Consider the following 24,520-nt stretch of genomic DNA (forward strand, 5'->3'; position numbering starts at 1 on the left):
GCCGAGGTGCCCCGGATGCGTGAAGAGCCTCGGTTTCTCGCCACCCTGGAGCTGGTGGCCCTGCCTACGGCCGTCGCGGTTGCCCGCATGTTCATCGCTGACACCCTGCGCCGTTGGGACGCGCTCTTCATCGAGGAGCACATGGAGACGGTCGGCATCGAGCTGGTGACGCTCTCCGTCGAGGCGACCAAACCGCGCGAGGGTACGAGCTGGCAGGGCATCACGGAACTCAAGCCCATCAAGTTGAGGCTGCTCGGCTACCAGCGGCACATCGTCTTCGAGGTCACAGACGCAGGCGATGAAGCGCTCGTCCTCCCTGATGACCGCTACGCGGATGAGTCGAGCGGGCTTGGGCTGGTTGACGTGCTGGCTAATCGCTGGGGTTCATCCGTGACGCCGCGGGGCCGGGTGAACTGGGCTGAGATAGCGGTATACGAGCGAACAGAAGCCGGACTGCCCAAGCGCGAACGCAGGCCACTGCCTGTGCCGCCCGGGTCTACCGAACAGCCGGCGCCGGACGTAGTCCGCGAGCTTCTTCAGAGGATTCGGGACGGACTAGAAAGCCTGTAGCCATGGAGAATGAACCATCCAGCTCAGTCGAGCCAGTTCACTGCCGACCCTCGCGCGGTATTTGGCCGACGTGCTACGGGTACATCAGGGGCCGCAACCCGAGCGATCAAGAGATACTGCGGATGCGCGCCACCATGACGTGGTTCTGTTTGCAGAACGAGCTGCACCTGTCTCGGATCTACCATGATTGGCAGGTCGAACCTGACCGGCTGAAGTATCCTGGCCTGCTTCACGCGCTTGATAGGGCCGATCAACCTGGCACACACAGTCTTTTTCTCGCGGACCTCGACTTCATCCGCGAACCTTCCGGAATACTCGGCGTCTTGGCCGAGGTGATCGTCAAGAGCATGCCTCACCTTCAAGTGCGATGCTTCGTGGATGAACGAGCCTTTAATTGGGAGAGCTTCCATGAGTAGCCACCGATTCCTTTACCTTTGCGACATTCAAGGGCAGCAATACGTTATCGCCGAGACCGATTATCTTTCCGGCCTGCCGGGGATTGCAGCCGACGCGCGGGCGACCTTCTCGGTGGATACGCTTGGCTGGCTAATCCTCAATAAGCAACAAGACAAGTCAGGTCAACGGTTACTGTCTCCGGAGGCCGACGAGATGGACGATGACAACTATAACTCTGTCGTTCTCGAACTCTTTGGGATGCGCTATGCGGTACTCGCCGCCCGAGGCAGGTAAGTTACTTATGTCTCTAACGCTGTGAAACACAAACTAATCGTCAAGTCGCTTTGAACTTGCACTCTCCATGTCTTCGGCTCGCGCCCATAACATGATCGGCATTTGTACGCGCCGATCCCCGATCGTATACCGACGCCTACCACGTTGGATAACAAACTTGCGACTAGGGCCCGCCGCTTCGTCTAGTTCTGCACGATCCAGCTCTATGCCAATCTGCAGGGGAAGCTCACCCTGCGTGGCCACAAGTCGAACCTCATATGAATCGTGTGGTCCCGCGACAACCGCCACAAGTGTCCTCAGCGGATCGACACCGACGACAGTCAAAATGGCCGCGACTGCCTTATAGAGTGCTTCTACATGCCTATGGATTGCCCAGGCATCAGGCTCTAATTCATCGATGCCAAGTTCTCGACGCAAGAGATCCACTAAATGAGAACCAAGAAAACGGAAAATGGATCCAAATGATTCAAGTCGTCGCTCAGTGGATACACTTGGCGTGTTATGCGCATATTCAACGATCTTTTCAGCAACTTTCAACAGTCCGCTGAATAACGCTTGCCGCAACTCGGGTGCCCGCTCGGACGTCAAGCCGCGCACGATCGAACGCGCGAGCTGGTGCAGCCTGATGAAGTCATCTTCGACGGAGACCAAGAAGCGATCGCGAAGTATTAAGACTGCACGTTTCGCAATAACTTTACGCTGTTCGATTCTCGTTGTCTTATATTGATCGACGTACTTGAGGCCCAATACAAGGACGCTGCTATGAATCGAATCATCCCCTAAGTGTGCGATCATTTCCAGTAGCAAGCGAGCCGCAGGATCCACGGCATTCAACGCTGCCAATGTGTTTCTGTAAATGGCAACCAGGTTCTGATGACCGTCTTGTGACAACCCATCGAAAACCGTTGTGGCCACCTCGCGCAATCCCGAACAGAATCCATTGATGGAGATCGAGTCATCCTGACCAAGCAGGCCACATGCGGCCGTTATCGCCATCGGATGATAAGCGAGGACGCTGGCGAGTCGACCAGCCTCGGCCTTTGTGCAGCGCGGAAGTAATTTCAAGATGAGGGCGACGCTTTCATCCGGTTCAAGCTGAGCGACAGCAATAGCGTATTCTTCCGGAATTTCCGAAAGCCGCTGACCCGAAGTCAGTACCACGGTAGTTTTAGCCGTTGATGGAACGAGGCGTGGCACGAGGCGAGCATCAGTAATGTTATCTATAAACACATACCATGGCGAATTCTGGACGACGTAGGTCTGAAACGTAGATTCCAGCGCCGCAAGACCATGGGGAGGTTGTTCGTGACCGACGCTTCTCAGGACTTCGAATAATGACCGCTCCAACTGCTCATCGCTACCCGCGTTGATTCGGACTGTCACTCCGCCCGGATGTTTTTCGGTCTTCGTCAGTTCTTCGGCAACTTTTGTCTTGCCCATTCCTGGCGGCCCAACGAAGCAGATGACCGGTACTTTCAGTTCTCGCAGCCGTCGAAATCGAGATTCTATATGCGTTCTGTGTACGTATGGTTCGTTACCGCGGCCTCGATCTAAGTCGAGCCAAAAGCGCTGACTGGTTGCAGCAAGTGGATCAATAGGTGACGTTTGTCCAATTGAGGTGTTCTCATGTCCAAAATCGGGGTCAAGCATGATCTTCGCCAGCGATCGCCGCAGCTGCGTGACGTGCGGCTGGTGTGTTCGGCCCCGAGGTGGGAGAACGGCGGCCTTTTTCAACCGCTGAATGATCTTCGAAGAGTGCTTGCCGTCGACACCATCAAGATCCAGCGGTTTGACTTCGGGCAACGATGGTGCGCCATCAAGGTTGAAGAGAAGGTAAGCCGCGTGCTGGTTGCTTATGGCCCCGTTGAAATCGCCCTCCAAACGATCGATCGCCAGTCGGAGCAGTTGTTCCAGAGCGTCGGACGGATCGGTCTCCCAGGCACCGGGCAGGACGCGCTCGGCCACGGCCCAAAGATGCGGCAGCTCAAGCGGACCGTGGCCTTCAAGCTTCTGAAAGGCGCGCGACGGTACTCGCTGAACTACGTCGTTCAGCTCGCCAGCAAGGTCACCAATCCCAGGCACGTGTCTCAGTATGCCTTCGACCGAGACATTGAACGCACCGTGACGGCGCTGCTACTGTGCGGGTCCGCTACGGTAGGCGTCGCCTCGCCCTCGGGAGCGCTCGATCTCACCCGCAACCTCCCATGCCTTAGGTTCATCTAACCAGTCGGGTTGCTCCAGGCTGAGAGACATGAGCGTTTCGTACGCGGCGTCCCTGACCTCTTCATCTTCGTCATGAAGGAGCGACGTCCAGCGATTTATGACGTGATGTTGCTTCTCACGGTCATTGGCCAGTTGAATCGCCAGCGGCTCGGCAAGCGCGTTGACGGCCATCAGTTTCGTATCCTTATTTCCGTTCTCGATGAAGGCGTCGAAAAACTCTTTCGCTTTGTCGGGTGACTGCTCGATAAAGTTCAAGAGGTCGCGCTCAATTACCCCACCCAACTCTTGCGCCTTCCTGTCTCCCTTATTGGGATCGTCATAGTCGGGAAATCCCGCACCCTCCACGCATTTTATAAGCGTGATCAGATACTCGATCGGCAGCTTCTCAAAGTTAAATACTCCTGTAGGCAGCTCCTCCTCTTCCAATCTCTCTGGCGTTGATGTGGGTTCATGCTCCATAGCGATTCCTTATTTACAAGATCAACTATGGAACATGGCTTCGACTTTTGCAATATGTCTACCATGCGTGCGAGAGCATCGTCGGCCTCGTCAAGAGTTTGCCGCACGGGTTGCCGCATGCAGTATGTGCGCCAACCCGTGTGGCAAACCCTGTCTCCAGCGGCGGGCGCCTTGTTGAATTTGTCTTGTCCCACTTCGTTGCTTGATAACTCAATATCCAAGGAGGCGATGTGTCCCCTATATGGGAGATCGGTCTCATCATGGCCGCCTATTTACTGGGCCGCGCTCAGCAATTCATGCGCGATGCCAGGTCAGTCATGGGGACCGACAGGAAAGACAAGTAGTAAAGAGAATGCGTGGATGTTGAGAGCGTCCACGCATTCTTCTCCAACACCGAAAAGGAGGACTTCCGATGTCCCACCCCCTCAGTCGCCGTACCAGCGGCGATGCACTCGAACGCGCAAGCGGTCGTCCCTCACCGTCTCGCCTTGAGCGAGCCGTGCGGAGCGAAGTTGACCTTGTTCACGGCCGGGCGATCGTTCAGGCCGCCCGCACCCAGGCCGTGGAGTACGTCGCGTACACGGCGCTGCGGGCCGTCGAAGGGCTGACCGAACTCGAGGCACAGGCGCTCCAGCGCAACCCGCTCGGCGATGCCCGGTACAAGGCGATCGTCGATACGGTCACAGGCACCCTCGCCCGGATCGTGGCCGAGACCGGGATGGGCTGAACCATGGAAGGCTTCTTGATCTTTCTGCTGGTCACGGGATCGCTGACCTTCCTGATCTGGGTCGGCTACGAGATCGGTCAGGACCGAGCCCACGTCGAGCGGAAGCCGCTCGACGTGCAGCGGGACGTCCTGGACGCCGAGTGGATGGCGCTGGAGCAGGCCCGCAAGGTCAACGAAGTGTTCTTCTGGGCGCGTGACGCGATGCGGCGAGCCGAGCACGAGGCTGGCAGACCGTCGAGCCGTGAGCCGTCGTGGCCCGCAGAGGCCGGCCGTCCTCGCTTCCCTGGGCCGAAGTGGCCTGATGAAGACTCCGGCCCTTCCGTTGTCGATGGCCGGTGGGAGTGAGGCCAGTCATGGACAAGAAGAGCAAGGGCATGGACGAGGTAGTCGGCTCGCTGGCAGACCTGCTCATCAGAGCGGCGCCGCTGGCCAAGCTGCTGAACTCGCCGACAACCGCAGCCGAGCACCGCGCTCGCTTACGGGAGGCGGTGGGGTCAGAGCGGTACTTCGAGCTCGCCACGGCGCTCAATCAGATGGCGTCCTGGCGAGCATGGGAGATCGCGCACGCCAAGGACGCGGCCACCCGGCAGAAGTTCACACAGGTCGGCTTGAGCGGCGTCAGCTTCGAGAACGGCAAGATCACCTTCCACCGGCACGGCGAGTCCTCGTGATCCCGTGGCTTCGCCGTGACCCCGGCACGCCCCGGCCACCGCTGGCCGGTCGGCTGATCGGCCTCGCGATCGGCGTGCTGGCGCTGTCGCTCGCGGCGTATGTGGCGCTGGACGTGTTGGCCGCGCTTATTCCTGTCGTGGTGCCGCTGGTCGTGGTCGTCGGCGTCTATTCGGTGGTATTCCGCAGGCGTTACAAGTAGCGCCTCAGCTTCACCCATTTCATTCTGCTATTCGTAAGACGGGAGACGTGTGCCCAGATGTACTCGCAAACAACTTCTCGTAGAGGATGAAGACCAAGCCCGTCGCGATCGCGAGGAGGGCTATCGGCGGCTCGGTATCGAGCTACGCCGAGTGTGGCGGGAAGCGTGCATGTCCGGCGTCTATCGCGACAGCCAGCTTTCCATCACGACGGTTCTGTAATGCAGTACCCGCCCGAAGGACGTCAGGCTCCGGCAGCCGGTTTCACCGGTCGAGCCGCGGTGGTAATGCGGCGCGCAGTCACGGCGGTGGTGTTCATCATCGCGGGGCTGACGTTCTGCTTTGGCTTCGGCAACGGGTATGCGGTGGGGGTCCAGCTCGGAGTGCCGGGCTGGATCGCCCCGCTGGTGGCCCCGTCCATCGACCTGTCGGTGGTCGCCTTGTTGGCCTCGATGCAGTACCTGAGGACGAACGGGTACGACGGACGGCTGCTTGGGCCGAGGCTGTTGCTGCTGTTCAGCGGCACGGCCACCTTGGCTATGAACACGGCGCACCCGATCATCATCGGCGCGTACGGGCAGGCCTGCTTCTACGCGGTCGCGCCGTTGTTGCTGATCGGCTGGAGTGAGGTCGGCCCCCGCCTGCTGGCCTCGATGCACGGGACGACCGCAGAACCGTCTCCAGCCGTCCCGGACGACCAGGCCGGCGCGGACGCGGAGCTGGTAGCCCGAGCGCGGCAGCTTGACGCCGAGCACCGCGAACAGCACGGCCGTCCCATCACCCGGGACAAGCTGCGAGCGGCGCTGAAGGTGTCGAACGCGGTGGCGAGTGACGTGCTGAGGAGCATTCGAACACTGCGCAAAGATTAGATGATTTAACGACCATTTAACACTTGTCGCGTTTGCATGCGCCGCAATAGAGGCGAGCTTGTTCCTGTCGGTGTTGTGTAATCCTGAAAGTTAATTGCAAAAGTATAGTGCTTTAGGCCACAATCAAAAGTGAGCCGCGAACCACGTCGGACACTAACTTGATCGACCAGGATCAAGCAGTGCCGTAATGACGCGAGAACAGCGACTCACCGAATTAACACATCCCGCGAAACGAGTCCGGGGATGCAATAGCTATTACACACCTTCTCGCCATACCAAGTCAAGGCGTCGATGGTTCAGTTTTGCCTATTGTATCCCCTCTGTTTCTCGGTGTTACCGAAAGGAGGGTTTCTCTTATGCGTATCGTTGATGTAAGTCAGCGTAATATTAACAACGCCGTTCAGGTTGCCGCCTATGCCTGAGCTTGAATGGCGCGAAGCCTTTCCGCCCGATGGGTTGAGCCTGGCCCGTCTGACCGGGATGGTGCGCGTACTTGCTGGTCGCCCGCAGCTCGGCGTGCGGCGGCATCAGCCGGTGGTCGTGTTCGAACTATGGATCAGCAAGGACACGGTGCGCTGGCTTGTCGGCTTTGACGAGCAGATCGCGCGGCATCTCCCCGGCGACCTGTCCGCTCAACTTCCTGGACTCTCGCTTGTTGCCGTGAAGTCTTCGCCGCGCCAGGTGCCGGTCACGGCCCGGGAGATCCAGCCGTCGAGTCCGGCCTATCCGCTGCGGCTCGATACGGCGGGTGCAGTGGCGGCTGGCTTGCTGGGACTTCGTCGTCGCCTTGGGCAGCAGGAGGCAGTCGTGCTCCAGTGGGTCGTCGGCCCGAGCTTCACTCGGACGCAAGGGCCAGCCCGGTTCGCGCCGCTTGAGGCTCTGGGGATGGTCGAACCGCGCAAGCCTGACAGCAGTGAGCGCACTGCTTGGCGGGAGAAGATCGCCGAACCACTATTCGGGGTTCGGGGTCGCGTCGGCGCTGTCGCCGAGGACTCTCGGCGCGGCGCTCAACTGATCGGCCCGGCTGTCTCGGCGCTCTCGCTGGCCTCAGGACCATACGCACATATCGAAGGATGGTGGCAATCCAGCCGAATCGCCTCCCAGCTCTGGCGGGCGCAGGGCAAGCGCCGCACATGGAGCGGGAGCGTCAACGCCGCCGAGTTGGCCGTCCTCCTCGGATGGCCGGTGGAGGGCGTGACCGTACCGGGGCGCAGCTTCGTGTTCAGCCCACCACCGCGGTCATTGCTCGTTCCGGCCGACGACCTCAAGCAGGCCGAGGGCGACCGGATCATCGGCAGCAGCGTCCACGTGCAGTCCAAGGACATGCTCGTGCGGCTGCCCGTCAAGAGCACGGCAAGCCATGTGCACGTCATCGCACCGACGGGAGCCGGGAAGTCCACGATGCTCGCCCGCTGGATCTTGAGCGACATCGAGGCGGGCCGGAGCCTCTTCCTCCTGGAGCCCAAGGGCGACCTGGTGTCCGACGTGCTTGCCCGTCTTCCTCGTGAACACCTGCCGAATGTCCGCCTGATCGAGCCGGGAACCGCCAGCGCCGTCCTGGGTTTCAACCCGCTGGCAGGTCCGCGGGAAGATGCCGAGCGACGAGCTGACTCGCTGTTGCAACTGTTCCGCGAGGTGTTCGGCGCCGCACTCGGGCCGCGCAGTAGTGACGTGCTGTTGCACGCGCTGATCATGGCCAGCAGGTTGGAGGACGGGACGCTGACCGATGTGCCTGTCATCCTGACGGACAGCGGGTTCCGGCGTCGGGTGCTGGCCAAGACCACCGATAGCTTGACGATCGCGCCATGGGCGACGTGGTTCGACAGCTTGTCCGAACAGGAGCGTTCGCGGGTCGTCATGCCCATCCTGAACAAGCTCCGGGCTTTCACTGCACGCGATCCAATCCGCCGTCTGCTTGGTCAACCGGTTCCGAGCGTGCGGCTGAATGAGCTGTACGAGAAGCCGCTTGTCGTGCTGGTCAACCTCAACGCTGGCAGCCTCGGCCCTGAGACGACCCGACTGCTCGGCAGCCTACTGCTCGGCCAGCTCCGAGAGACGGTCCAGCGGCAAACGGCCGTACCGCAAGCGAAGCGACGCGCGGTGTCCGTGGTGGTGGACGAGTGGCAGACGTTCACGGCCGGAATGGACTTCGGGGACATGCTGGCCACCGCCCGAGGGATGGCGACCGGCTTCACGCTGGCCCATCAGCACCTGGCCCAGCTCAGTCCGTCGCTTCGCGCGGCAGTGCTCGCGAACACTCGTTCTCGCGTGGCGTTCCGTCCGGCCAAGGCAGATGCGAAGGATCTCGCGGGTGTTCTCGGAGGCCAAGCAACTGCCGAGACCCTGATGACACTTCCCGCCTACCACGCTGCCGCCCAGGTGCTCGTTAATGGAGCGACCAGCGCGCCGTTCGTCGTGCAGACACCTGACTTGCCGCCCGCCACCGAAAACCCCATAGCAGCCCGCTACGAGATCACTGAGCGCTATGGCGTCGATCCTTACGAGCTTGACGCGCAGCTCATCAAGAGGTGGCAGGGCGGAGGTGACACACCAGACGGAGCTATTGGGATGAAGAAGCGGAGGACGTCGTGAAGCGCTTCTGTTTCCCTACCGGTCGCCCTACCCATCGCATCACTTCGGCACGGCTCTCACGTGCGCAAACGCTCCGCTCGCGCCATCGACACATCGCCCCGTGCGGAGGCATCCAGTGAGCCGCCGAGGGCACGCCGCCCGGCTGCGGGACAAGCTGTCCGACCGGGACATGGCCATCCTTCGTGATCTTGAAGCCTTGCGTCTGCTCACCGGGAAGCAACTGCGTCGCCTCCACTTCCCGGACGGCGATCCCGTCACCCAGGCGCGGAAGGTTCGCGCCACGCTCAAGCGACTCAGCGACCTCGGCGTGATCGTCCGCCTGTCACGTCGCGTGGGTGGCATCCGGGCCGGAAGCGAAGGCTTCGTCATCGGTCTTTCCGGCTGGGGCCACGCGGTCCTCGGCCTCGACAGTCCGGTCCCGCGTCGGCATCGGCGGGTCGTCGAAACCAAGCCCGCCTTCCAAGCACATGTGCTCGCTGTGGCCGACCTGTACGTCGGCCTGGTGGAACACGCCCGGACGGGTTCCAGCGAGTTGCTGGAGTTCGCCGGAGAGCCAGAAGCGTGGCGCCGGTTCGGTGGCCTTGGCGGGCAGGCAATCACGCTCAAGCCGGACGCCTTCGTGCGGCTTGGTGTCGGGGATTACGAGCTGGCGAGCTTCATCGAGCAGGACATGGCGACCGAGAGCCTGCCGACGATCGTCCGCAAGCTGGCCGTCTACGTGACGTACTGGCGCACCGGCCAGGAACAGCAGACGCACGGGGTCTTCCCTCGGGTGTGGTGGCTCGTTCCGTCTGCCGCCCGGCTTCAAGCCGTCGCCCAGAGCATCAGCCGGGTTCCTAGCGAGGCCCGTGCGCTGTTCTCGGTGTGCCTCACCACCGACGCGCTTCCATCCCTGACCCAGCTCGAGCACGAAGGAGGTGCCCTATGAGTCATGCCCCCAACCTGCCGCTCAACAAAATCCTCATAGGGGACGCCCGTGCCCGACTGACAGAGCTGCCCGACGCTGCGGTGGACACCATCATCACCAGTCCGCCCTACTGGGCGCTGAGGGACTACGGGCATGACGGCCAGCTCGGCGCGGAAGCAAGCGTGGACGCCTGGGCTGACGAGATCGCAGCACTCGCCACGCAGTTCGCCCGCGTCCTCACGCCGACCGGAAGCCTCTGGCTCAACCTCGGAGACAGCTACGCACGAACTCCCAAGGACGGCGCCCTGAAGAAGAGCTTGCTACTCGCCCCTCAGCGGGTCGCGCTCCGGCTGGTCAGCGCTGGCTGGCTGCTGCGGAACCAGGTCGTCTGGTCCAAGACGAACCCGATGCCCTCCTCCGTCACCGACCGGCTGACCACGACACACGAGTTTGTCTACCTCTTCACCCGCGCGCAGCGGTACCACTTCGACCTCGACACCATCAGAGAGCCCACCGGACCGTCCGCGCCAGCGCTGAAGCGGCTGACACACACAACCTATCCACCCCGCGCGGCGGTCCCCGCTCTCGGCGGCGGCAACTCGCCCCGCATCGACCTCAACCAAGGACTCGCCAGCATGAAGGTGGACGGACGAGACAGCCACCCCTTGGGCAAGAACCCCGGCGACGTCTGGCGACTCGCCACCGCCAACTATCGAGGCGCGCACTTCGCCACCTTTCCGGCCGAACTGGTACGCCGCCCGCTGCTGAGCACCTGTCCCGAGCGCGTCTGTGTCGAGTGCGGTAGGCCGTGGCGGCGAGCCTTCCAGGTCATCGACGGCCGCAAGCTCTCCACTGGTCCGTTGCGCTCGGCGTGCGGACATCGGCGCTGGCGGCCGGGACGTGTCCTTGATCCCTTCATGGGCGCGGGCACCGTCGCCATCGCTGCTGAAGAGCACGGCCGCGACTGGATCGGCATCGAACTCAACCCGGAGTACGCCGCACTCGCCGAACGCCGCCTTGCCGACTGGCGCACCAAACACGCGAACAGCAAGCACCAAGGAAAAGGCGCTAACCCATAGCGAAAGGAGGGCAGGACCCATGGAACAGCAACCACATCAACCGAACGGAGGTGAGCACGACCGCTCCGAGGTCAACAGCTACGGCACCGACGACCCCGAGACACAGGCACACATCGAGAACGCGCGCATCGACGCGGCCAGAGAGCGACAGCAGAAGCGCGCGAAGCTCGAACGACTCATCGCACTCGGCATGAACCCCGATGACGCTGAGACTTTCATCGAGTTCGAGGACCAGATCACCGGCCGCACCGTGGAACCGCCCAAGCGAGAGGAGGAAGCCCCTTGGCCTACCCACGACACCGACGAATCGGCTGAGCGCGTGAAGCAGTGCGAACCCCGCATCTACGTGGCGGACATGGCAAGCGCCCAGCGCGGCATCTCCCACGGCCTGTGGATCGACGCCGACCAAGAGCCGAACGAACTCAACGACGACATCGCCGCCATGCTCGCCAGTTCGCCAACACCAGAAGCGACCGAGTGGGCAGTACAGGCAACCGAAGACTTCGCCGGACTCGATCTCCACGGCTATACCGACACCGCTCTCATCTCGATCCTGGCCAAGGGCGTCGCCGAACACGGAGCCGCCTTCAGCGCCTGGGTAGCGATCAACGGCACCGACGACCGGGCGATGCTCGAACGGTTTGACGACTTCTACGTCGGCAGCTACGAGTCCCGGGAAGCGTGGATGCGCGAAGTGGCGGACGACCTCGGCTGGCGAGAGCAGCGCGAACGCATCACCGACCCGTTGCTCCAGCCATACGTCACCCTCGATTACGCCGCGATGGCCGAAGACGCCGCCCGTAGCTGGGATGCCGTGACCGGCACCGACGGCCGCCTGTACGTGTTCATGCGCTGAGCCCTGAAGGGCCGCCGTCCTCGGTGGCCTGTGGCTGCTCACCTCTGATCCGCACAACGCGGACATGGGCAGCCACACCACACCGAGGAAGGGGTTTCCGTCATGACGGAGCCACGCAACGGTGGCGTGAAGACGCTGGGCATCAAGTTGCCCGACGCACTCCACGCCCAGTTCACGCTCGTCGCCCAGCTCGACGGCATCAACCTGGGAGATGCCGCCCTGCGAGCGGTCGAGCACTACGTCCAAGCCAAGCGAAGCGAACCCGACTTCGCCGAGCGTGCCCGCAAGGCACTGGAGGACATCGAGCGCGAGGCCGCCGCCAGGCGAGGCGCTATCGAGGGACTGTTCGGCGGTGGCGAGATCGCCACACCGAGCAAGCCCACCAGTACCCGCAGCCGCAAGGCCAGTGCTGAGGGATAGCACCCACCTGGCAGCACTCCACCTCGAAGGGCGACGGGTAGCACTCATTTCTGCTACCCGTCGCCACATTCCCCAAGCTCAAGAGCTGCAAAAACCACAGCACGAGCGCAACAGAGTAAGGCCATCCTGTATTCGCCGAGGACAGGCTTTCCTTTCTTGTCGCAAAAGAATGTCACTGCAAGAATAACAGGAGGAAAAATGAATGCCGTCATCAAAACCCGAATGGGAGGTGCGCGTCCATGGGCAACAGCTTGCCAACGTCGATGTTGACCTAATGGCACAAATCGTCGTCATACTAGGGCGCGAAATGATGACAAACGCAAACAAAACTGAGGAAGGAGAAAACGATGAACCAGACAACCCTTAATTCTGCCTTAGCTACGACGGTGCGAGGACCGCGCAAGCGGGCGGTGCTCTACCTCCGCGTGTCCACTATGGGGCAAGTGCTGACCGACTACGACCCTGAGGGCAACTCGATCCCTGCTCAGCGGACGGCAGGCAGGCGCAAGGCCGACTCGCTCGGCGCGGATGTCGTCCGCGAGTTCGTTGAGCCGGGGCGCTCGGCTACCAACATCGAGAAGCGTCCAAAGTTTCAAGAGATGATCGCCTGGGTTAAGACTCAGAAGGACATCGACTATGTAATCGTCTACCACTTCAATCGGGTCTTCCGAAATAGCGTCGATGCGGGGATGACAAAACGCGACCTCAAGAAGGTCGGCACACGGGTCGTCTCCACCATCCTCGACATGGGCGAAAGCCCTGAGAGTGCGATGGTCGAAGCCATCATCCACGCAGTAGACCAGTACCAGTCGGAGGCAAGCGGCGCAGACATTAAGTACAAGATGAGTCAGAAGGCAAAGAACGGCGGCACAATCGGTCCGACCCCGCTTGGCTACCTCAATGTCCGTGAACCCAAGCCCGAAGGTGGCGAGATTCGCACGGTCGCCATCGACCCGGAGCGCGGTCCGCTCATCCTCAAGGGCATCGACCTCTTTGCTACTGGCCAGTACACCGCAGAGGAAGCCTTAGAGCGGATCAACACCGCAGGGCTGCGCACGCGGCCGACCCGACGCACCCCCGCCAAGCCGTTGTCGCTCAGCCAGTTCTACGAAATCCTGACCGACCGCTACTACTGCGGCTTCGTCGAGTATGAGGGCGACGAGTACGCTGGCCGGCACCAGGCGCTCATCACCGAGGAAACCTACGACCGTGTTCAGCGCGTGCTTGCGCTGCGTGGCGGCGGAGGCACCCGCCAGCGCCGACACCACCATTGGCTGAAAGGCCTCCTCTGGTGTCACCGCTGCGGCGCGCGACTCGTGCTCATCCCCGGCAAGGGCAATGGCGGCACTTACTTCTACTTCCTGTGTCGAGGGCGCCAGAAGCACCTGTGTGACCTGCCGTACCTCGCCGTCGCCAAGATCGAGGCTGCTGTAGATACGCACCTCGGCACGGTGCGGCTGCGCGACGACTTCCAGGCCGCGGTACGCCGCCAGCTCGATGACGCCCTCCTCTTGGAGCAAGGCCACCTCAGCAGCCTCAAGAAGCGCATGAACGCCCGGCTGGACGAGCTGGAGACCAAGGAAGACGGCTTGCTCGACCTGCTGGACGACCCCGAGTGGCCCAGGGAGAAGATCAAGAAGAAGCTTGCCGACCTCGAACGCGAGCGGAACGAGATCCAGGGCCAGCTCGCCGACACCGCCAGCAAGCTGGACGAAGGGCAACAGTTCTTCTCGGCCGCCCTCGCGCTACTGGCCGACCCGCAAGCCTTCTTCCGACGAGGCAGCGACGCTGTGAAGCGAGCTATGACCAAAGTCATCTTTTCTAAGCTTCACATCGACGCCGAGAAGGTCGCTGGGCACGACCTCACCGAGGGCATCAAGGGCCTAGTCGAGGCGGGAGCAGTGACCCGAGGGGGCGATCTGACCAGCGCAAACGACGAAAGCGGCTCCACCCTCAGTGAGGATGGAGCCGCTTTCGATCTTGCTACCGACGCTGACCTACTTGCCGTGGTTCTTGCGGACCACGGTTCAAGTAAGACCGCGATGGTGGGCCAGGCTGGAGTTGAACCAGCAACTCAGGTGCACTCGTCCGTTCCTGGTCGATCTGGCGATCGACGGCAGAATACTGAAACTGGAGCGATAGTTTGAGTTTCGTGGCGAGCGTCCGGCGCCTCTACCAGTTGGGCTACCGGCCCGTCTTCGGGGGTTTGGGGGTCGTCCCCCCAACATCATGACGGACGACCCGGCGAAGGTGCGAAGCACTGAGCAGGGTCCTCCTGAGGACGTAGGCCGGGGAGGATTCGAACCTCCACCTCCGGATCTCTGATCAAACTGACTTTTCAGCCTCAGCTTGCGCTCCTGGCGCGGCACCGACTCTAGCGGATCACCCGTGGCTCACGCGAACAGATATCCGAAGACCTTCTCGCCGGTCTTCTGCTGCGTGATCTCCGTGTTGTTCGCCTCTTCGCGCGCGAACTTCACCGCCTGCTGCAATTTTTCCACTCGCTCGACCAGTTCGTTGATTCGTTTCGCGGGCATGGCGCCGGAGAACTTCACGGTCTTCCAGTAGCCGACGGTCACGTCCTCGTAGTACACCTCGACCTGCGCCGGGTGCTTCTCGGTCGCCTCCGCCTTCACGTGGTTGCGCGGAATCTTCTTGGTACGCACGGTTTGTACCGGCTCGGTCGCCCAGCAGTCGGCGGACGCGTCGTAGTCCCACGACTCGGCGGCGTCGAGGGTCGGCAGCTTGCGAATGAACGTCAGCAGGTCGACAAGCTGCTTCTCCAAGAAGAGCAGATAGCTGACCGGGACGCCGGTGAGCAGCGTCTCGCCGTCGATTTTCACGTCGGCTTTGGCCGTGCAGTTCGACCAGTCCTTTGTCGCGGTCACGTCGAACAACCGGGTGAGGATCTCGCCAGTCTTGCGCAGCGTCTCCTCGGCTTTGACCTGAACCTTGGTTGATTCCGGCGGCAGCTGCTCGCCTTCCTCGTCCTTCGGCCGGTAGGTCCGCGAAATACCGGACAGCAGCCCGGCCTTCTGCAGTGCGTGGTGCGCGTCGGTCAGTTCCTGGAAGGAACGGGTCTTGATGCCCTTTTCGACCGCGACGATCTGATTGAGCTTGGTCACTGTGAAAACCTTGTCATGATTGGGAAAGCTGAAATTACGGCAAGGCTATCAACGCTCGGCAACCAGTTTTGGCGCGCTGGGATCGTTGTTGTCGACGACGATGTCGGCGTAGGCGATCGGGTCGGCGATTGCGCGATAGTGCGCCTGCCACGCTCGCCCGGACGACCTTCCTGCCGACACGCGCCGATCTCAGCGGCCATGGTTGTTTTCCGGCCGCGTCGGGGCCGTCTATCGCGACCCTGATGACTTCGGGGGAGGTGATCCGTTGAATGATCCGGTCGAATACAGGCATCCTGCCAGAGCCTAGTCCCTTGACGATGGAGCGCACATGGGTTTTCCACCTGCCGCTTACCAACCGAAGCCTGGCAGTGTCATCGACGTCGATCGTGCTTTCTACGACCGGCTCGCGACCGGGCCGCGGGATCTGGTCGACGAGTTCGTGATCCCGATCCGTTCGGGGCGTGCGTGGGAAGTGCCAGCGGGCCTGCTGTGCCGATTGATCATCACGCCCGCTGGGCCGCAGGTCGGCGATCTGAACGTATGGAACAGGCACAATCCGCGTGAACGGCTGTGGGCGGCGCGGTCGCGTCAGCTGCAGAGCGCCCATGTGTCCACATACGACCGGCTTTGGTCGACGTTGCCTTATCTGCGGCCATTGCTGACGATTACGAAGGACACGCTCGAATCCTATGGTGTGGACGAGGAAGGCGGGCGGGTGCACGACTTGCTCGGGTCACGTTGTGATCCGTACGTCAACCGGATCCTGACTGACGAGGATTTCGATTTCCACTGCCATTCCAACCTTGTCCGCGCGGTCCTGCCGTTTGGGCTGACCGAGTTCGATGTGCACGATGTGCTGAATGTCTTTCAGTGCACCGGGTTGAACGACGAGGACGAGTACTTCATGAAGGCTTCGCCCGCGAAGCCTGGGGATTTCTTCGAGTTCTTCGCTGAGCAGGATCTTTTGTGCGCGCTGTCCACATGTCCGGCCGGTGATCTTTCGGTTCCTTTGTGGGGGCCGGACGCGCGGGATGCGCTCGAGGTCTGTCGTCCGATCGCGGTTGAGGTTTATCGGCCCGATCCCGGACTCACGGAGGATTGGCGGCCGCCGGTCAGCTCTAAATATCAAGGGCTACACGGAATCCGGCTGCCCTAGCGTCCTGCGGACCGCGCGCCTAGCGTGGGTGATGGCTGCTTGATCGCCGTGCAGCTGCAGCGCCTGGTTGAGGCCCGGTCCAAATGAGACGATCTCGAACACGGCTTGGTCCGCGTCGATGTCCAGCTGCGCGCGGTGGATTTCCGCGCGCAGAAAGGACCGCCAGTCGCGCCAGGATTTCAGCACCGCGTCATGTACTTCGCCTTCGCGGCCATCGAACTCTGTTGCCGCGGCCGTGAGCAGGCAGCCGCCGGGTAGTCCGGTGTCCGCCAGGTAGTCGAACCAGTTGTCGCACAACGCAAGCAGTCGTTCCAGGCCAGCTGGGTGACGCATCGCTGGTTCGATCACTCGTTCCTGGAACTCGGCGATCACGTGGTGCACGGCGGCGAGTTGAAGCGTTTGCTTGGTGCTGAAGTGGTTGAGCACACCGGATTTGCTCATCGCCAACTCGGTGGCGAGCCTGCCGATGGTCACGCCTTCGAGGCCGTCGAGCGAGGCGATGTCCATCGCGGTGGACAGGATCGAGTCCTTGGTGTGCTGGGCTTCGGCGGCTGAGCGGCGGGGCGACATGCCGCCGACTCTACTTTAGCGATCGACAGGTCGCTATAAAGTGTTATAGAGTCCGATCGATCGGTCTCTAAAAGGCGAGAAATTTTTGGAGTGGGTGCAAGGAGCTTGCGGACCGACTTGGTGCAGGGAAGTTGGGAACTGGACTGGCAGCGGCAAGTTTCGAGACGGACCAGGCAGGTGGAAAGTTGAGAGTACGCAGACTCGGCTGGGCGGGACTTGAAGTCGAATCCGGCGGATCGACCTTGGTGATCGACTTTGTCACCGGAGCTGAACCGGTGCGGTCGGCGCTACCGGAAGGCGCGCTCTTGCCTGCACGGGCAGGAGCTCTCGCGGCCTTGTGCACGCATCTGCACAGCGATCACGCGGATCCGGCCGCGATCGAGGAAGTCCTGGCCGATGGGGGAGTCGTCTTACGGCCTCGTGAAGTCGACAGCGCGTGGACCGTGCAGGCGGAGATGTACTTCGCCGCGCGTTCGCTCACCGTTCGAGTCATGCGGGACTGGGAATGTGTGACGGTCGGACCGTTCGACATCACCGCGGTGCCGTCGGTGGATGGACTCGGTGACCCTCAGGTGAACTGGGTGGTCGCGGCGGGCGGGAAGCGGGTTTTTCACGGCGGCGACACCGTTTTTCATGGGTACTGGTGGGAGATCGCCGAACGCTGTGGCCCGCTGGATGCCGCTTTCCTGCCGATCAACGGTGCCGCGGTGAATTTTCCGCACAGGCAGCCTGCGAGCCCGTTGCCTGCGGTGCTCACGCCGGGGCAAGCCGTCGTGGCTGGGATGATTCTCGGTGCGCGGCAAGTGGTTCCGATTCACTACGGCATCGAGGGGCAGCCTGCGTACGTGGAGGTCGATGATCCGATTGGGAACCTCCATATGGCCGCCAAGCGGTATGGCGTCGACGTCTTGGTAGTCGAGCCAGGCGTTCCGGTTCAGCTCGGTTGAGTGTGAACCCCTTATAGAGCAATGGAATTGAGGAACCTTGCGAGGGTGGTGCGTGGGAACTGCCTTTGTGGCCGCAAGAAAAGCGCAAGCGAGGCTACCTATGTTGTGAAGGCTCAACGGGAGTCGAGAGGGGATGGGCAACCAATGCGTTCAGGTATCAGGGGGAGGGCTCTGACTGTCGCTTCGTCGGTGGCATTGGCCGTCGGGGTGCTGTCCGTGGGCACGCCTGCTTCGCGGCCGCCTCGGGATGCAGCACCGGTACGATGATCACGCCGCCATCGGTGCGGCACAACACCGGCATGGCGAAGTGCCGGGTGCTCACTGGGGGATCGCAGGTTCGGGCCGTCGTCCACTGCGGTAGTACCGCGTTTCCGCCGCACTACGGCCCATGGGTTTCGGCGGCCAACACGTGGTCCAAGTACAACTGCGGCGGCAGCGATGCCGTGCGCGTTGGCTATCAGACCCGATAGTAACCAAGCCTTCTGGCCAGGTGAGTACCTGGCCAGAAGGCGGTCAGGCGGGCCTTCGGTCTGCCTCCGGATGTACACCCGCGGAAGCGCGCTGGTTGATCAGTGCTTCGAGGCCGTCGAGATAACGGCGCACACCGAACTCGCGGCCGTTGTCGCGTGACGCGCCGGTCACGCTCGATGTCGCCGCTGTCAACGCGGGGAAGCGATCGCCGTAGCGATACAGCAATTCCTGCATCAACGGCGTGACCTTCTTGTCCGAGTCCCAGGGTTGAGTGCCTGCCGTTGACATCGACTGCGTGTTTCGGATCAGGCCGAAGAGGATGAACACCGCGTCGAGCTGTTCTGTACCGGTCAGGCCCGTGTCGGACAACGCGCTCACTGCCGACTCGATCCAGCCGAGCTCGCGTGGGCCGATCGGGCGGTCACCGAGTGTGGCCCATGGCAACCATGGGTGCTGGTGCCACACGACCGCGAGCTGACGGGTGAACTCGTTGAGCCTTCCGCGCCAGCCGCCTGACACTTCGTACAGGTCGGGTGGGTCGCCGACAGCCAGTTCGATCATGACCGCGAGCAGATCGGACTTGCCGGACACGTATCGGTAGAGCGCCATCTTGGTGAACTCGAGCTCGCTCGCCACCCGCTGCATCGAGACTGCGGCGAGGCCTTCGCTGTCCGCGATACCCATCGCGACCCGTGCGATGCGTTCGACGCTCAATGTGGGCTTCGGGCCGCGACTCGGCGGCTCTTTCAGGCCCCACAGCAATTCGACGACGCCGGTCTGGTCACCGAAGACGTGTTCCACGCCACCCGCTTTCCTAGGACATAGTGGGGCTTGTCGACACTTTGAAACTGTGTCTAGCATACGCAGCGTCCAGTGGACACAGTTTACGCCTGGTCAACATTTTAACTGGTGGGAGCGGTCACGCGATGAAGTTCATGGTCATGATCAGGGCGACAGAGGACATGGAGAACGGGGTCATGCCGAGCGCGCAGGCGCTCACCGAGATGACCGACTTCAACGAGAAGCTGGTCAAGGCCGGGATCATGATCGGCGGCGACGGCCTGCACCCGAGCTCCAACGGCGCCAGGGTGACCTTCGACGGCACGAAGACCACCGTCATCGACGGCCCGTTCGCCGAGGCGAAGGAGCTCATCGCGGGCTACTGGATCTGGGAGGTCGGCTCGCTGCAAGAGGCCATCGAGTGGGTCAAGCAGGTGCCCAACACCGACGGCGGGCACGGCGAGATCGAGATCCGGCAGATCTTCGAGGCTGAGGACTTCGGCGACGAGTTCACTCCGGAAGCCCGCGCGAAGGACGCAGCGCTGCGAGCACGCGCCGGAGAGTAGGCCCGCGCGACGGATGCTGCGCTCCGGGCGCTGCGGTGAGGCAAGGCCGCGGATGTGGCACTGTGGGCATGCACCGGAAGATCACGGATGCGGGCCAGCGTTGGCGGCTATGGCCGCGTCAATGGCGGGTTACCGCAGGCGGGCGGGTAAGGACCGAAAAGCCTCGTGAGTTGGTTATCAAGCCGCAAACCCGGATAACCGGCCGGGCGAAATTTTCATGGCCCCTGGATGGCGCTGTCCAGGGACCACCGTCCACTCATGGGGTTTTTCTCACTGCAGGTAGCCCTCGACTTGCTGGGTCGGGCGGGCTTGGGCGTCGTCTGGGTTCTCGCCTGCTCCGCTGCGCGCGCGGCGCTGGCGTAGCAGGTCCCAGCACTGGTCAAGGGATTCTTCCAGCGCCTTCAGCTTGGCGTGCTCCTCGTCGGAGTCGATCTCGCCTGCCACGCTGCGGGTGCGCAGTTCGTGTTCTTGATCAACCAGGGTACGGATCTGGCTGAGGATTTCGCGTTCGTTCACAACTTGAGATTAACCAGGTCACCCGGCTCCCGCTTCTCAGCAAGGTTGTCCTAGCCTCATTGCTGTGGGGAGTCTCCGCTCGCGCGTCATGACGTGGTTCGCACGCATCTACCTGAGCCGTGCCCGGAAAAAGGGGTTCGACCTCGGCAAGATGCCCATTCCTGAGCCCGCGTTGATGCCGTTGAAGCGCAACGGCCTCGATCCGGTGCCCGATCTCGGGCAGATGCGCAAGGACACCCCGATCGGCAAAGTGCCCATGCCTTTCGGAGTGAACTTGTGGTTGGTCAGCGGTTACGAAGAAGCAAAGGCCGTACTGAGCAACACCAAGGCATTCAGCAATGACTACGCCCACCTGATGGGCACCGGCGCGACCAGCGTCCAGCAGAGCCCCGGCGGCCTCGGCTTCGCTGACCCGCCCGTGCACACGCGGTTGCGCAAGCTGCTCACGCCGGAATTCACCATGCGCCGCCTTGCCCGGCTCACCCCGGGAATCAAGGCGATCATCGAGGGCTGCCTCGACAACATGGACAAGGCCGCCGGGCCGGTCGACCTCGTCGCCGAGTTCGCGCTGCCGATCCCGTCGCTGGTGATCTGCGAGCTGTTGGGCGTGCCGTACGACGACCGCGACGACTTCCAGCGCCTCGCGATGACCCGCTTCGACTTGTTCAGCGGCGCGGACGCGTCACTCGGCGCGATCTCCGAGTCGCTGGAGTACCTCCTCGGAGTGGTTCGCAAGCAGCGCGAAGACCCGGGCGACGGCCTGCTCGGCATGATCATCAAAGAGCACGGCGACGAGATCGACGACCTGGAACTGGCCGGGCTGGCCGACGGCGTGCTCACCGGCGGGTTCGAGACCACAGCGAGCATGCTCGCTCTCGGCGCGCTGGTGTTGTTGCAGGATGAGGAAACCTTCAAGCTCGTCCACGACAACGACGACGCCATCAACAAGTTCGTCGAGGAGATCCTGCGGTACCTGACGGTCGTGCAGGTCGCGTTCCCGCGCTTCGCCCGCGAGGAGATCGAAGTCGCCGGTGTGACCATCGGCAAGGGCGACGTGGTCATCGCTTCGTTGAGCGGTGCCAACCGGGATGACGCGCTCGGTGACGGCTTGGAAACCGTGAATCCGCACCGGGATCCGACTTCGCACCTCGCCTTCGGCTACGGCGTGCACCGGTGCATTGGCGCGGAGCTGGCGAAGATGGAGCTGCGGGCCGCGTATCCCGCGCTGGTGCGCCGATTCCCGAAGATGCGGCTGGCCAAGTCCGCTGACGAACTGGAGTTCCGCAAGGTTTCGATCGTTTACGGCGTCGACGCGCTTCCGGTGTTGCTCAAATAGCGCAGCGTCGTGTGGCCTCGCTCCCTTTCGCCTTGCTGGGAGATCAAATTGTTCCTGACGGTGACGCCGGAACGCTACGAAGACTGGTTGTCTTTGGGCGTTTCGGTCGGTGCCGTCAGGGACGATTTGAGCCCCAGCAAGGCCAAGGGAGCGGGGTCACACGACGCTAAGTAACATTTTTGCCGCAAAGGGTGCAGGCGGTTGCGTGGCCCGATAGGTTTTGGGTCAGCAGCTTCTCATGCATTTTTCACCAAGGTGTCACACCCGGGTTGGTTCGCACGGACGTCGGGGGGCGTTGAGCGCCCCGGGGTGACCCCGACAACGGGGGTGTTCCTTGTACACGCGTCGACTCAGACACACAGCCGCGGTGGCTGTCACTGGGTTGCTCATTCTCGGCTCTCCACCGGCCTTCGCCGACCCGACGGACGAACCGTCAGGTTCGGTGTCGCCTTCCGCGAGTCCGACGTCGCCGGAGGCGGGACAGCCGAAGGACACGAAGTCAGACGAGCCGACGGCGAAACCGGCGGAGCCTGCCGAAGCACCGGACCTTGAGCTGGCGGAGCTGAAGCTGAAGGAGCCGACCGTCAAGTACCCCGTCGGCGCCGAGTTCGTCCTCACAGGCAAGATCAACAACCGCGGTAAGGCCGAAGCCACCGAGGTGAAGGGCGAGCTCGCGGCGACGGGCGACGCGAAGATCGAGGTCACCAAGCGGACGGGCCTCGACCCCGGTCTGAAGCTGGCCCCGCAGTCGACGAAGGACTTCGAACTCACGGTCAAGTTCACGCAAGCGATCAAAGCCACTGAAAAGCTGACGCTCACCCTGTCGGCGCTGGGCGACACCAATACCGCCAACGACAAGCGAACTGTCGATGTCGTGGTGTCACATGAGACAGGCACGCTCACCGGGCGCTTCTTCTTGGACCAGGACGGCAACGGGAAGTACGACGCTGGAGACGAAGGCGTCTCCGGCGTGGTTTTGAAGCTGGGCGGCCCACAGAACAACTCGGTTGAGGTGACAACCGGCCCTGGCGGTGCGTTCAGCCGCGATGACCTGCCTGTTGGCAAGTACACAGTGGCAGCGCCGCCGTTGGCTGACGGATGGGTGACCGCGCCCAAACAAGTCGACCTCACCAAGACCGGCGCCGATGTCCAACTTTTCGCGACTCGGCCGTTGAGTGAAGTGCTCAAGGTGACCGCGAAGTTCAACGAGGGGCCATACCAGGCGCGCGACAAGGCCAATTTGACGATCACCCTGGTCAACGGTAAGAACGACTCGCTTCGGGTCGTCGCGAACTGTGAGGACACCAGCGCCCCGGGCGTAGACCCCGACGAGCCTTCGGTCACCGACTCGCACCTCGAGGGCTCGAGGGATCCCAAACGCTGGGGCAAGCTGGTGCGTTCAGAGGGTGGTGTCGAGGTCAAGGCGGGAGAGACCAAGACAGTCTCGGTCGAGGGAAGCGTGCCGCTCAGGTCATACGACCGAGGTGTCGTGCACATCTACTGTGCGTTCGAGGCGATCGGCCAGTTCGAGGAAGGCGCCCCCAAGGTCTTGACGCTGGCCAAGGTGGCCGCGCTGAAAGGCTACGGCAGCGGTTACGTCTTCGAGGACCGCGACGGCGACGGCAAGCCCCAAGGTGAGGGCATCAAGGGACTCGGCGTCTCGTTGGTCGATCCGTTCAACGGCAATGTCGTCGCGACGACGACAACCAAGGACGATGGCAGCTACAAGGTCGAGAACGTCGAATCCGGCTGGTACATCCCGGTCTTCAAAGGCCCGTGGAAGTCCAACGTGTTCCTCGTCGTGGCCGCTGATGGGTTTGGCGAACGCACCCTGATTCCAGTGGTGCCGGGGCCCGCGCCTGGGGACGGCAACGAGCCCGCACCGATGCCCAAGGCTCCGCCTGGCAACAACAACTCGGGCACGACGCCGCTGGCCAAGACTGGCGCCAATGTCATCGGATTGACGATCGGCGGCCTTGCCGTGCTTCTCGTTGGGATCGGCGCGGTGGTGTTCACGAGGAAACGGCGCCGTAGCTGAGGTAGCTTTTTCGCCCGTCTGGCAAGGCCTTTCGGCGCTTGCCAGACGGGTTCTGGTTACATGGGGTCATGGACAAGCGGCGCTGGCGGCGCCATGCTCTCCGGTTCGGGCTGATCACCGTGGGCGTGCTCGCTGTGGCCATCGGTGGCAGCCTGATCTGGTCTTATTCCGCTTCGGCCAGCCATCGGTTCGATGTGGTGGATGCGCCGAGTGCTCCGGTTGCGATCGTGCTCGGGGCCAGGATCCGGGATGAGCGTCCGTTGCCGTTCCTGGCTGGGCGGCTGGATGCGACCGTTGATCTGGTCAAGGCTGGCAAGGTCAAAGCTGTACTCGTGTCCGGTGCGGCTGGGGGCACGTCTGGCGACGAGACCAAGGCGATGGCCGCGTACCTTGCCGCGCGGGGTGTGGACCCCAGGATGATCGTGGTCGATCCATTTGGCCTTGATACGTACGACACATGCGCTCGTGCGATTCAGGTCTACGGCATTGATCGCGCGTTGGTGGTCACGCAGTCCTATCATCTGCCGCGGACCGTCGCGTTGTGTCGCTCGCTGGGGATGCAGGCCGACGGCGTCGCTGCTACCTGCGACTGTTCTGTTTTCAGCCTCGTTCCCAACGGGGCCCGGGAGTGGCTGGCGACGGTCGCTGCCGTTCCTGAGGCGATCTGGCATCGCGCTCCGGCCGTACTGTCCACTCCGGACGCGACGGTGCGTGACCTGGTCGGGGCACAGTCATCGGGCACCAGGTAGTGGCA

The 24,520-nt window shown here is 62.4% G+C and carries 27 protein-coding genes; 20 read left to right on the forward strand and 7 right to left on the reverse strand.

The features are described from left to right. Window positions 1–15: 15 nt before the first annotated feature. Window positions 16–570 (forward strand): ATP-binding protein, encoded by a 555-nt coding sequence (locus tag LWC34_RS43085; protein ID WP_233731085.1) that lies wholly within the window; start codon window positions 16–18, stop codon window positions 568–570. Window positions 571–978: 408 nt separating this feature from the next. After that, on the forward strand, window positions 979–1,260 hold the full coding sequence (locus LWC34_RS43090; protein WP_233731086.1) for a hypothetical protein: 282 nt from the start codon (window positions 979–981) through the stop codon (window positions 1,258–1,260). 33 nt (window positions 1,261–1,293) lie between these two features. Here LWC34_RS43090 and LWC34_RS43095 read toward each other — a convergent pair whose 3' ends face one another. Both LWC34_RS43095 and LWC34_RS43100 read right to left on the reverse strand, forming a co-directional pair. Then, window positions 1,294–3,342, reverse strand: a complete 2,049-nt coding sequence (locus tag LWC34_RS43095; RefSeq protein WP_233731087.1) for a tetratricopeptide repeat-containing protein — start codon at window positions 3,340–3,342, stop codon at window positions 1,294–1,296. A gap of 51 nt (window positions 3,343–3,393) precedes the next feature. Next, the gene (locus LWC34_RS43100; RefSeq protein ID WP_233731088.1) at window positions 3,394–3,942 is read right to left on the reverse strand and encodes a hypothetical protein; all 549 of its coding nucleotides are present in this window, start codon (window positions 3,940–3,942) and stop codon (window positions 3,394–3,396) included. Window positions 3,943–4,441: 499 nt separating this feature from the next. On the opposite strand from LWC34_RS43100, the gene LWC34_RS43105 reads away from it, so the two are divergent. From LWC34_RS43105 to LWC34_RS43155, 11 genes are all read left to right on the forward strand, one after another. After that, window positions 4,442–4,669: a hypothetical protein gene (locus tag LWC34_RS43105; RefSeq protein ID WP_233731089.1), complete on the forward strand. Its 228-nt coding sequence runs from the start codon at window positions 4,442–4,444 to the stop codon at window positions 4,667–4,669. A 15-nt stretch (window positions 4,670–4,684) separates the two neighbouring features. Next, window positions 4,685–5,014, forward strand: a complete 330-nt coding sequence (locus LWC34_RS43110; RefSeq protein ID WP_233731090.1) for a hypothetical protein — start codon at window positions 4,685–4,687, stop codon at window positions 5,012–5,014. A gap of 8 nt (window positions 5,015–5,022) precedes the next feature. Continuing rightward, window positions 5,023–5,340, forward strand: a complete 318-nt coding sequence (locus tag LWC34_RS43115; protein ID WP_233731091.1) for a hypothetical protein — start codon at window positions 5,023–5,025, stop codon at window positions 5,338–5,340. Continuing rightward, a complete protein-coding gene (locus tag LWC34_RS43120) occupies window positions 5,337–5,540 on the forward strand; it encodes a hypothetical protein (protein ID WP_233731092.1) in 204 nt (67 codons plus the stop codon). The genes LWC34_RS43115 and LWC34_RS43120 overlap by 4 nt, the downstream gene beginning before the upstream one ends. 219 nt (window positions 5,541–5,759) lie before the next feature. Further along, a complete protein-coding gene (locus LWC34_RS43125) occupies window positions 5,760–6,407 on the forward strand; it encodes a hypothetical protein (protein ID WP_233731093.1) in 648 nt (215 codons plus the stop codon). Between the two features lie 414 nt (window positions 6,408–6,821). Beyond that, a complete protein-coding gene (locus LWC34_RS43130; protein ID WP_233731094.1) occupies window positions 6,822–8,999 on the forward strand; it encodes a type IV secretory system conjugative DNA transfer family protein in 2,178 nt (725 codons plus the stop codon). Window positions 9,000–9,114: 115 nt separating this feature from the next. Beyond that, a complete protein-coding gene (locus tag LWC34_RS43135; protein ID WP_233731095.1) occupies window positions 9,115–9,927 on the forward strand; it encodes a replication-relaxation family protein in 813 nt (270 codons plus the stop codon). Further along, entirely contained in the window at window positions 9,924–10,985 is a 1,062-nt protein-coding gene (locus tag LWC34_RS43140) for a DNA-methyltransferase (RefSeq protein WP_233731096.1), read from the forward strand. The genes LWC34_RS43135 and LWC34_RS43140 overlap by 4 nt, the downstream gene beginning before the upstream one ends. A gap of 19 nt (window positions 10,986–11,004) precedes the next feature. After that, window positions 11,005–11,841, forward strand: a complete 837-nt coding sequence (locus LWC34_RS43145) for an antirestriction protein ArdA (RefSeq protein WP_233731097.1) — start codon at window positions 11,005–11,007, stop codon at window positions 11,839–11,841. A 102-nt stretch (window positions 11,842–11,943) separates the two neighbouring features. After that, the gene (locus tag LWC34_RS43150; RefSeq protein ID WP_233731098.1) at window positions 11,944–12,261 is read left to right on the forward strand and encodes a hypothetical protein; all 318 of its coding nucleotides are present in this window, start codon (window positions 11,944–11,946) and stop codon (window positions 12,259–12,261) included. Window positions 12,262–12,608: 347 nt separating this feature from the next. After that, window positions 12,609–14,408, forward strand: coding sequence for a recombinase family protein (locus tag LWC34_RS43155; protein WP_284051880.1), 1,800 nt, complete (start codon window positions 12,609–12,611; stop codon window positions 14,406–14,408). Window positions 14,409–14,654: 246 nt separating this feature from the next. Here LWC34_RS43155 and LWC34_RS43160 read toward each other — a convergent pair whose 3' ends face one another. Together LWC34_RS43160 and LWC34_RS57425 are read right to left on the reverse strand one after the other, a co-directional pair. Continuing rightward, complete coding sequence (locus tag LWC34_RS43160) at window positions 14,655–15,386, reverse strand: DUF7873 family protein (RefSeq protein WP_233731100.1); 732 nt, start codon at window positions 15,384–15,386, stop codon at window positions 14,655–14,657. Window positions 15,387–15,434: 48 nt separating this feature from the next. Next, entirely contained in the window at window positions 15,435–15,566 is a 132-nt protein-coding gene (locus tag LWC34_RS57425; RefSeq protein ID WP_284051881.1) for a hypothetical protein, read from the reverse strand. Between the two features lie 148 nt (window positions 15,567–15,714). Here LWC34_RS57425 and LWC34_RS43165 point away from each other — a divergent pair, with 148 nt between their 5' ends. After that, a complete protein-coding gene (locus LWC34_RS43165; protein WP_233731101.1) occupies window positions 15,715–16,542 on the forward strand; it encodes an urea carboxylase-associated family protein in 828 nt (275 codons plus the stop codon). On the opposite strand, the gene LWC34_RS43170 is transcribed toward LWC34_RS43165, so the two are convergent. Then, window positions 16,519–17,112 (reverse strand): TetR/AcrR family transcriptional regulator, encoded by a 594-nt coding sequence (locus LWC34_RS43170; RefSeq protein ID WP_233731102.1) that lies wholly within the window; start codon window positions 17,110–17,112, stop codon window positions 16,519–16,521. The two genes, LWC34_RS43165 and LWC34_RS43170, sit on opposite strands and share 24 nt — an antisense overlap. Before the next feature lie 185 nt (window positions 17,113–17,297). On the opposite strand from LWC34_RS43170, the gene LWC34_RS43175 reads away from it, so the two are divergent. Together LWC34_RS43175 and LWC34_RS43180 are read left to right on the forward strand one after the other, a co-directional pair. Next, on the forward strand, window positions 17,298–18,059 hold the full coding sequence (locus LWC34_RS43175) for an MBL fold metallo-hydrolase (protein WP_233731103.1): 762 nt from the start codon (window positions 17,298–17,300) through the stop codon (window positions 18,057–18,059). A 263-nt stretch (window positions 18,060–18,322) separates the two neighbouring features. Further along, window positions 18,323–18,529 carry a hypothetical protein gene (locus LWC34_RS43180; protein WP_233731104.1) on the forward strand — a complete coding sequence of 69 codons (207 nt, stop codon included), beginning with the start codon at window positions 18,323–18,325 and terminating at the stop codon, window positions 18,527–18,529. A gap of 43 nt (window positions 18,530–18,572) precedes the next feature. Here the strand turns inward: LWC34_RS43180 and LWC34_RS43185 are convergent, their stop codons facing one another. Next, complete coding sequence (locus tag LWC34_RS43185; protein WP_233731105.1) at window positions 18,573–19,331, reverse strand: TetR/AcrR family transcriptional regulator; 759 nt, start codon at window positions 19,329–19,331, stop codon at window positions 18,573–18,575. A gap of 125 nt (window positions 19,332–19,456) precedes the next feature. Between LWC34_RS43185 and LWC34_RS43190 the strand changes: the two genes are divergently transcribed. Beyond that, on the forward strand, window positions 19,457–19,876 hold the full coding sequence (locus tag LWC34_RS43190) for a YciI family protein (RefSeq protein ID WP_233731106.1): 420 nt from the start codon (window positions 19,457–19,459) through the stop codon (window positions 19,874–19,876). 270 nt (window positions 19,877–20,146) lie between these two features. Here the strand turns inward: LWC34_RS43190 and LWC34_RS43195 are convergent, their stop codons facing one another. Further along, entirely contained in the window at window positions 20,147–20,392 is a 246-nt protein-coding gene (locus tag LWC34_RS43195; protein ID WP_233731107.1) for a DUF2630 family protein, read from the reverse strand. A gap of 88 nt (window positions 20,393–20,480) precedes the next feature. Here LWC34_RS43195 and LWC34_RS43200 point away from each other — a divergent pair, with 88 nt between their 5' ends. From LWC34_RS43200 to LWC34_RS43210, 3 genes are all read left to right on the forward strand, one after another. Continuing rightward, window positions 20,481–21,728, forward strand: a complete 1,248-nt coding sequence (locus tag LWC34_RS43200; protein ID WP_233731108.1) for a cytochrome P450 — start codon at window positions 20,481–20,483, stop codon at window positions 21,726–21,728. 367 nt (window positions 21,729–22,095) lie between these two features. Further along, the gene (locus tag LWC34_RS43205) at window positions 22,096–23,766 is read left to right on the forward strand and encodes an SdrD B-like domain-containing protein (protein ID WP_233731109.1); all 1,671 of its coding nucleotides are present in this window, start codon (window positions 22,096–22,098) and stop codon (window positions 23,764–23,766) included. A gap of 68 nt (window positions 23,767–23,834) precedes the next feature. Further along, window positions 23,835–24,515 (forward strand): SanA/YdcF family protein, encoded by a 681-nt coding sequence (locus tag LWC34_RS43210; protein WP_233731110.1) that lies wholly within the window; start codon window positions 23,835–23,837, stop codon window positions 24,513–24,515. Window positions 24,516–24,520: the final 5 nt, after the last annotated feature.

Source organism: Kibdelosporangium philippinense, assembly GCF_021390435.2.
Taxonomy (GTDB): Bacteria; Actinomycetota; Actinomycetes; order Mycobacteriales; family Pseudonocardiaceae; genus Kibdelosporangium; species Kibdelosporangium philippinense.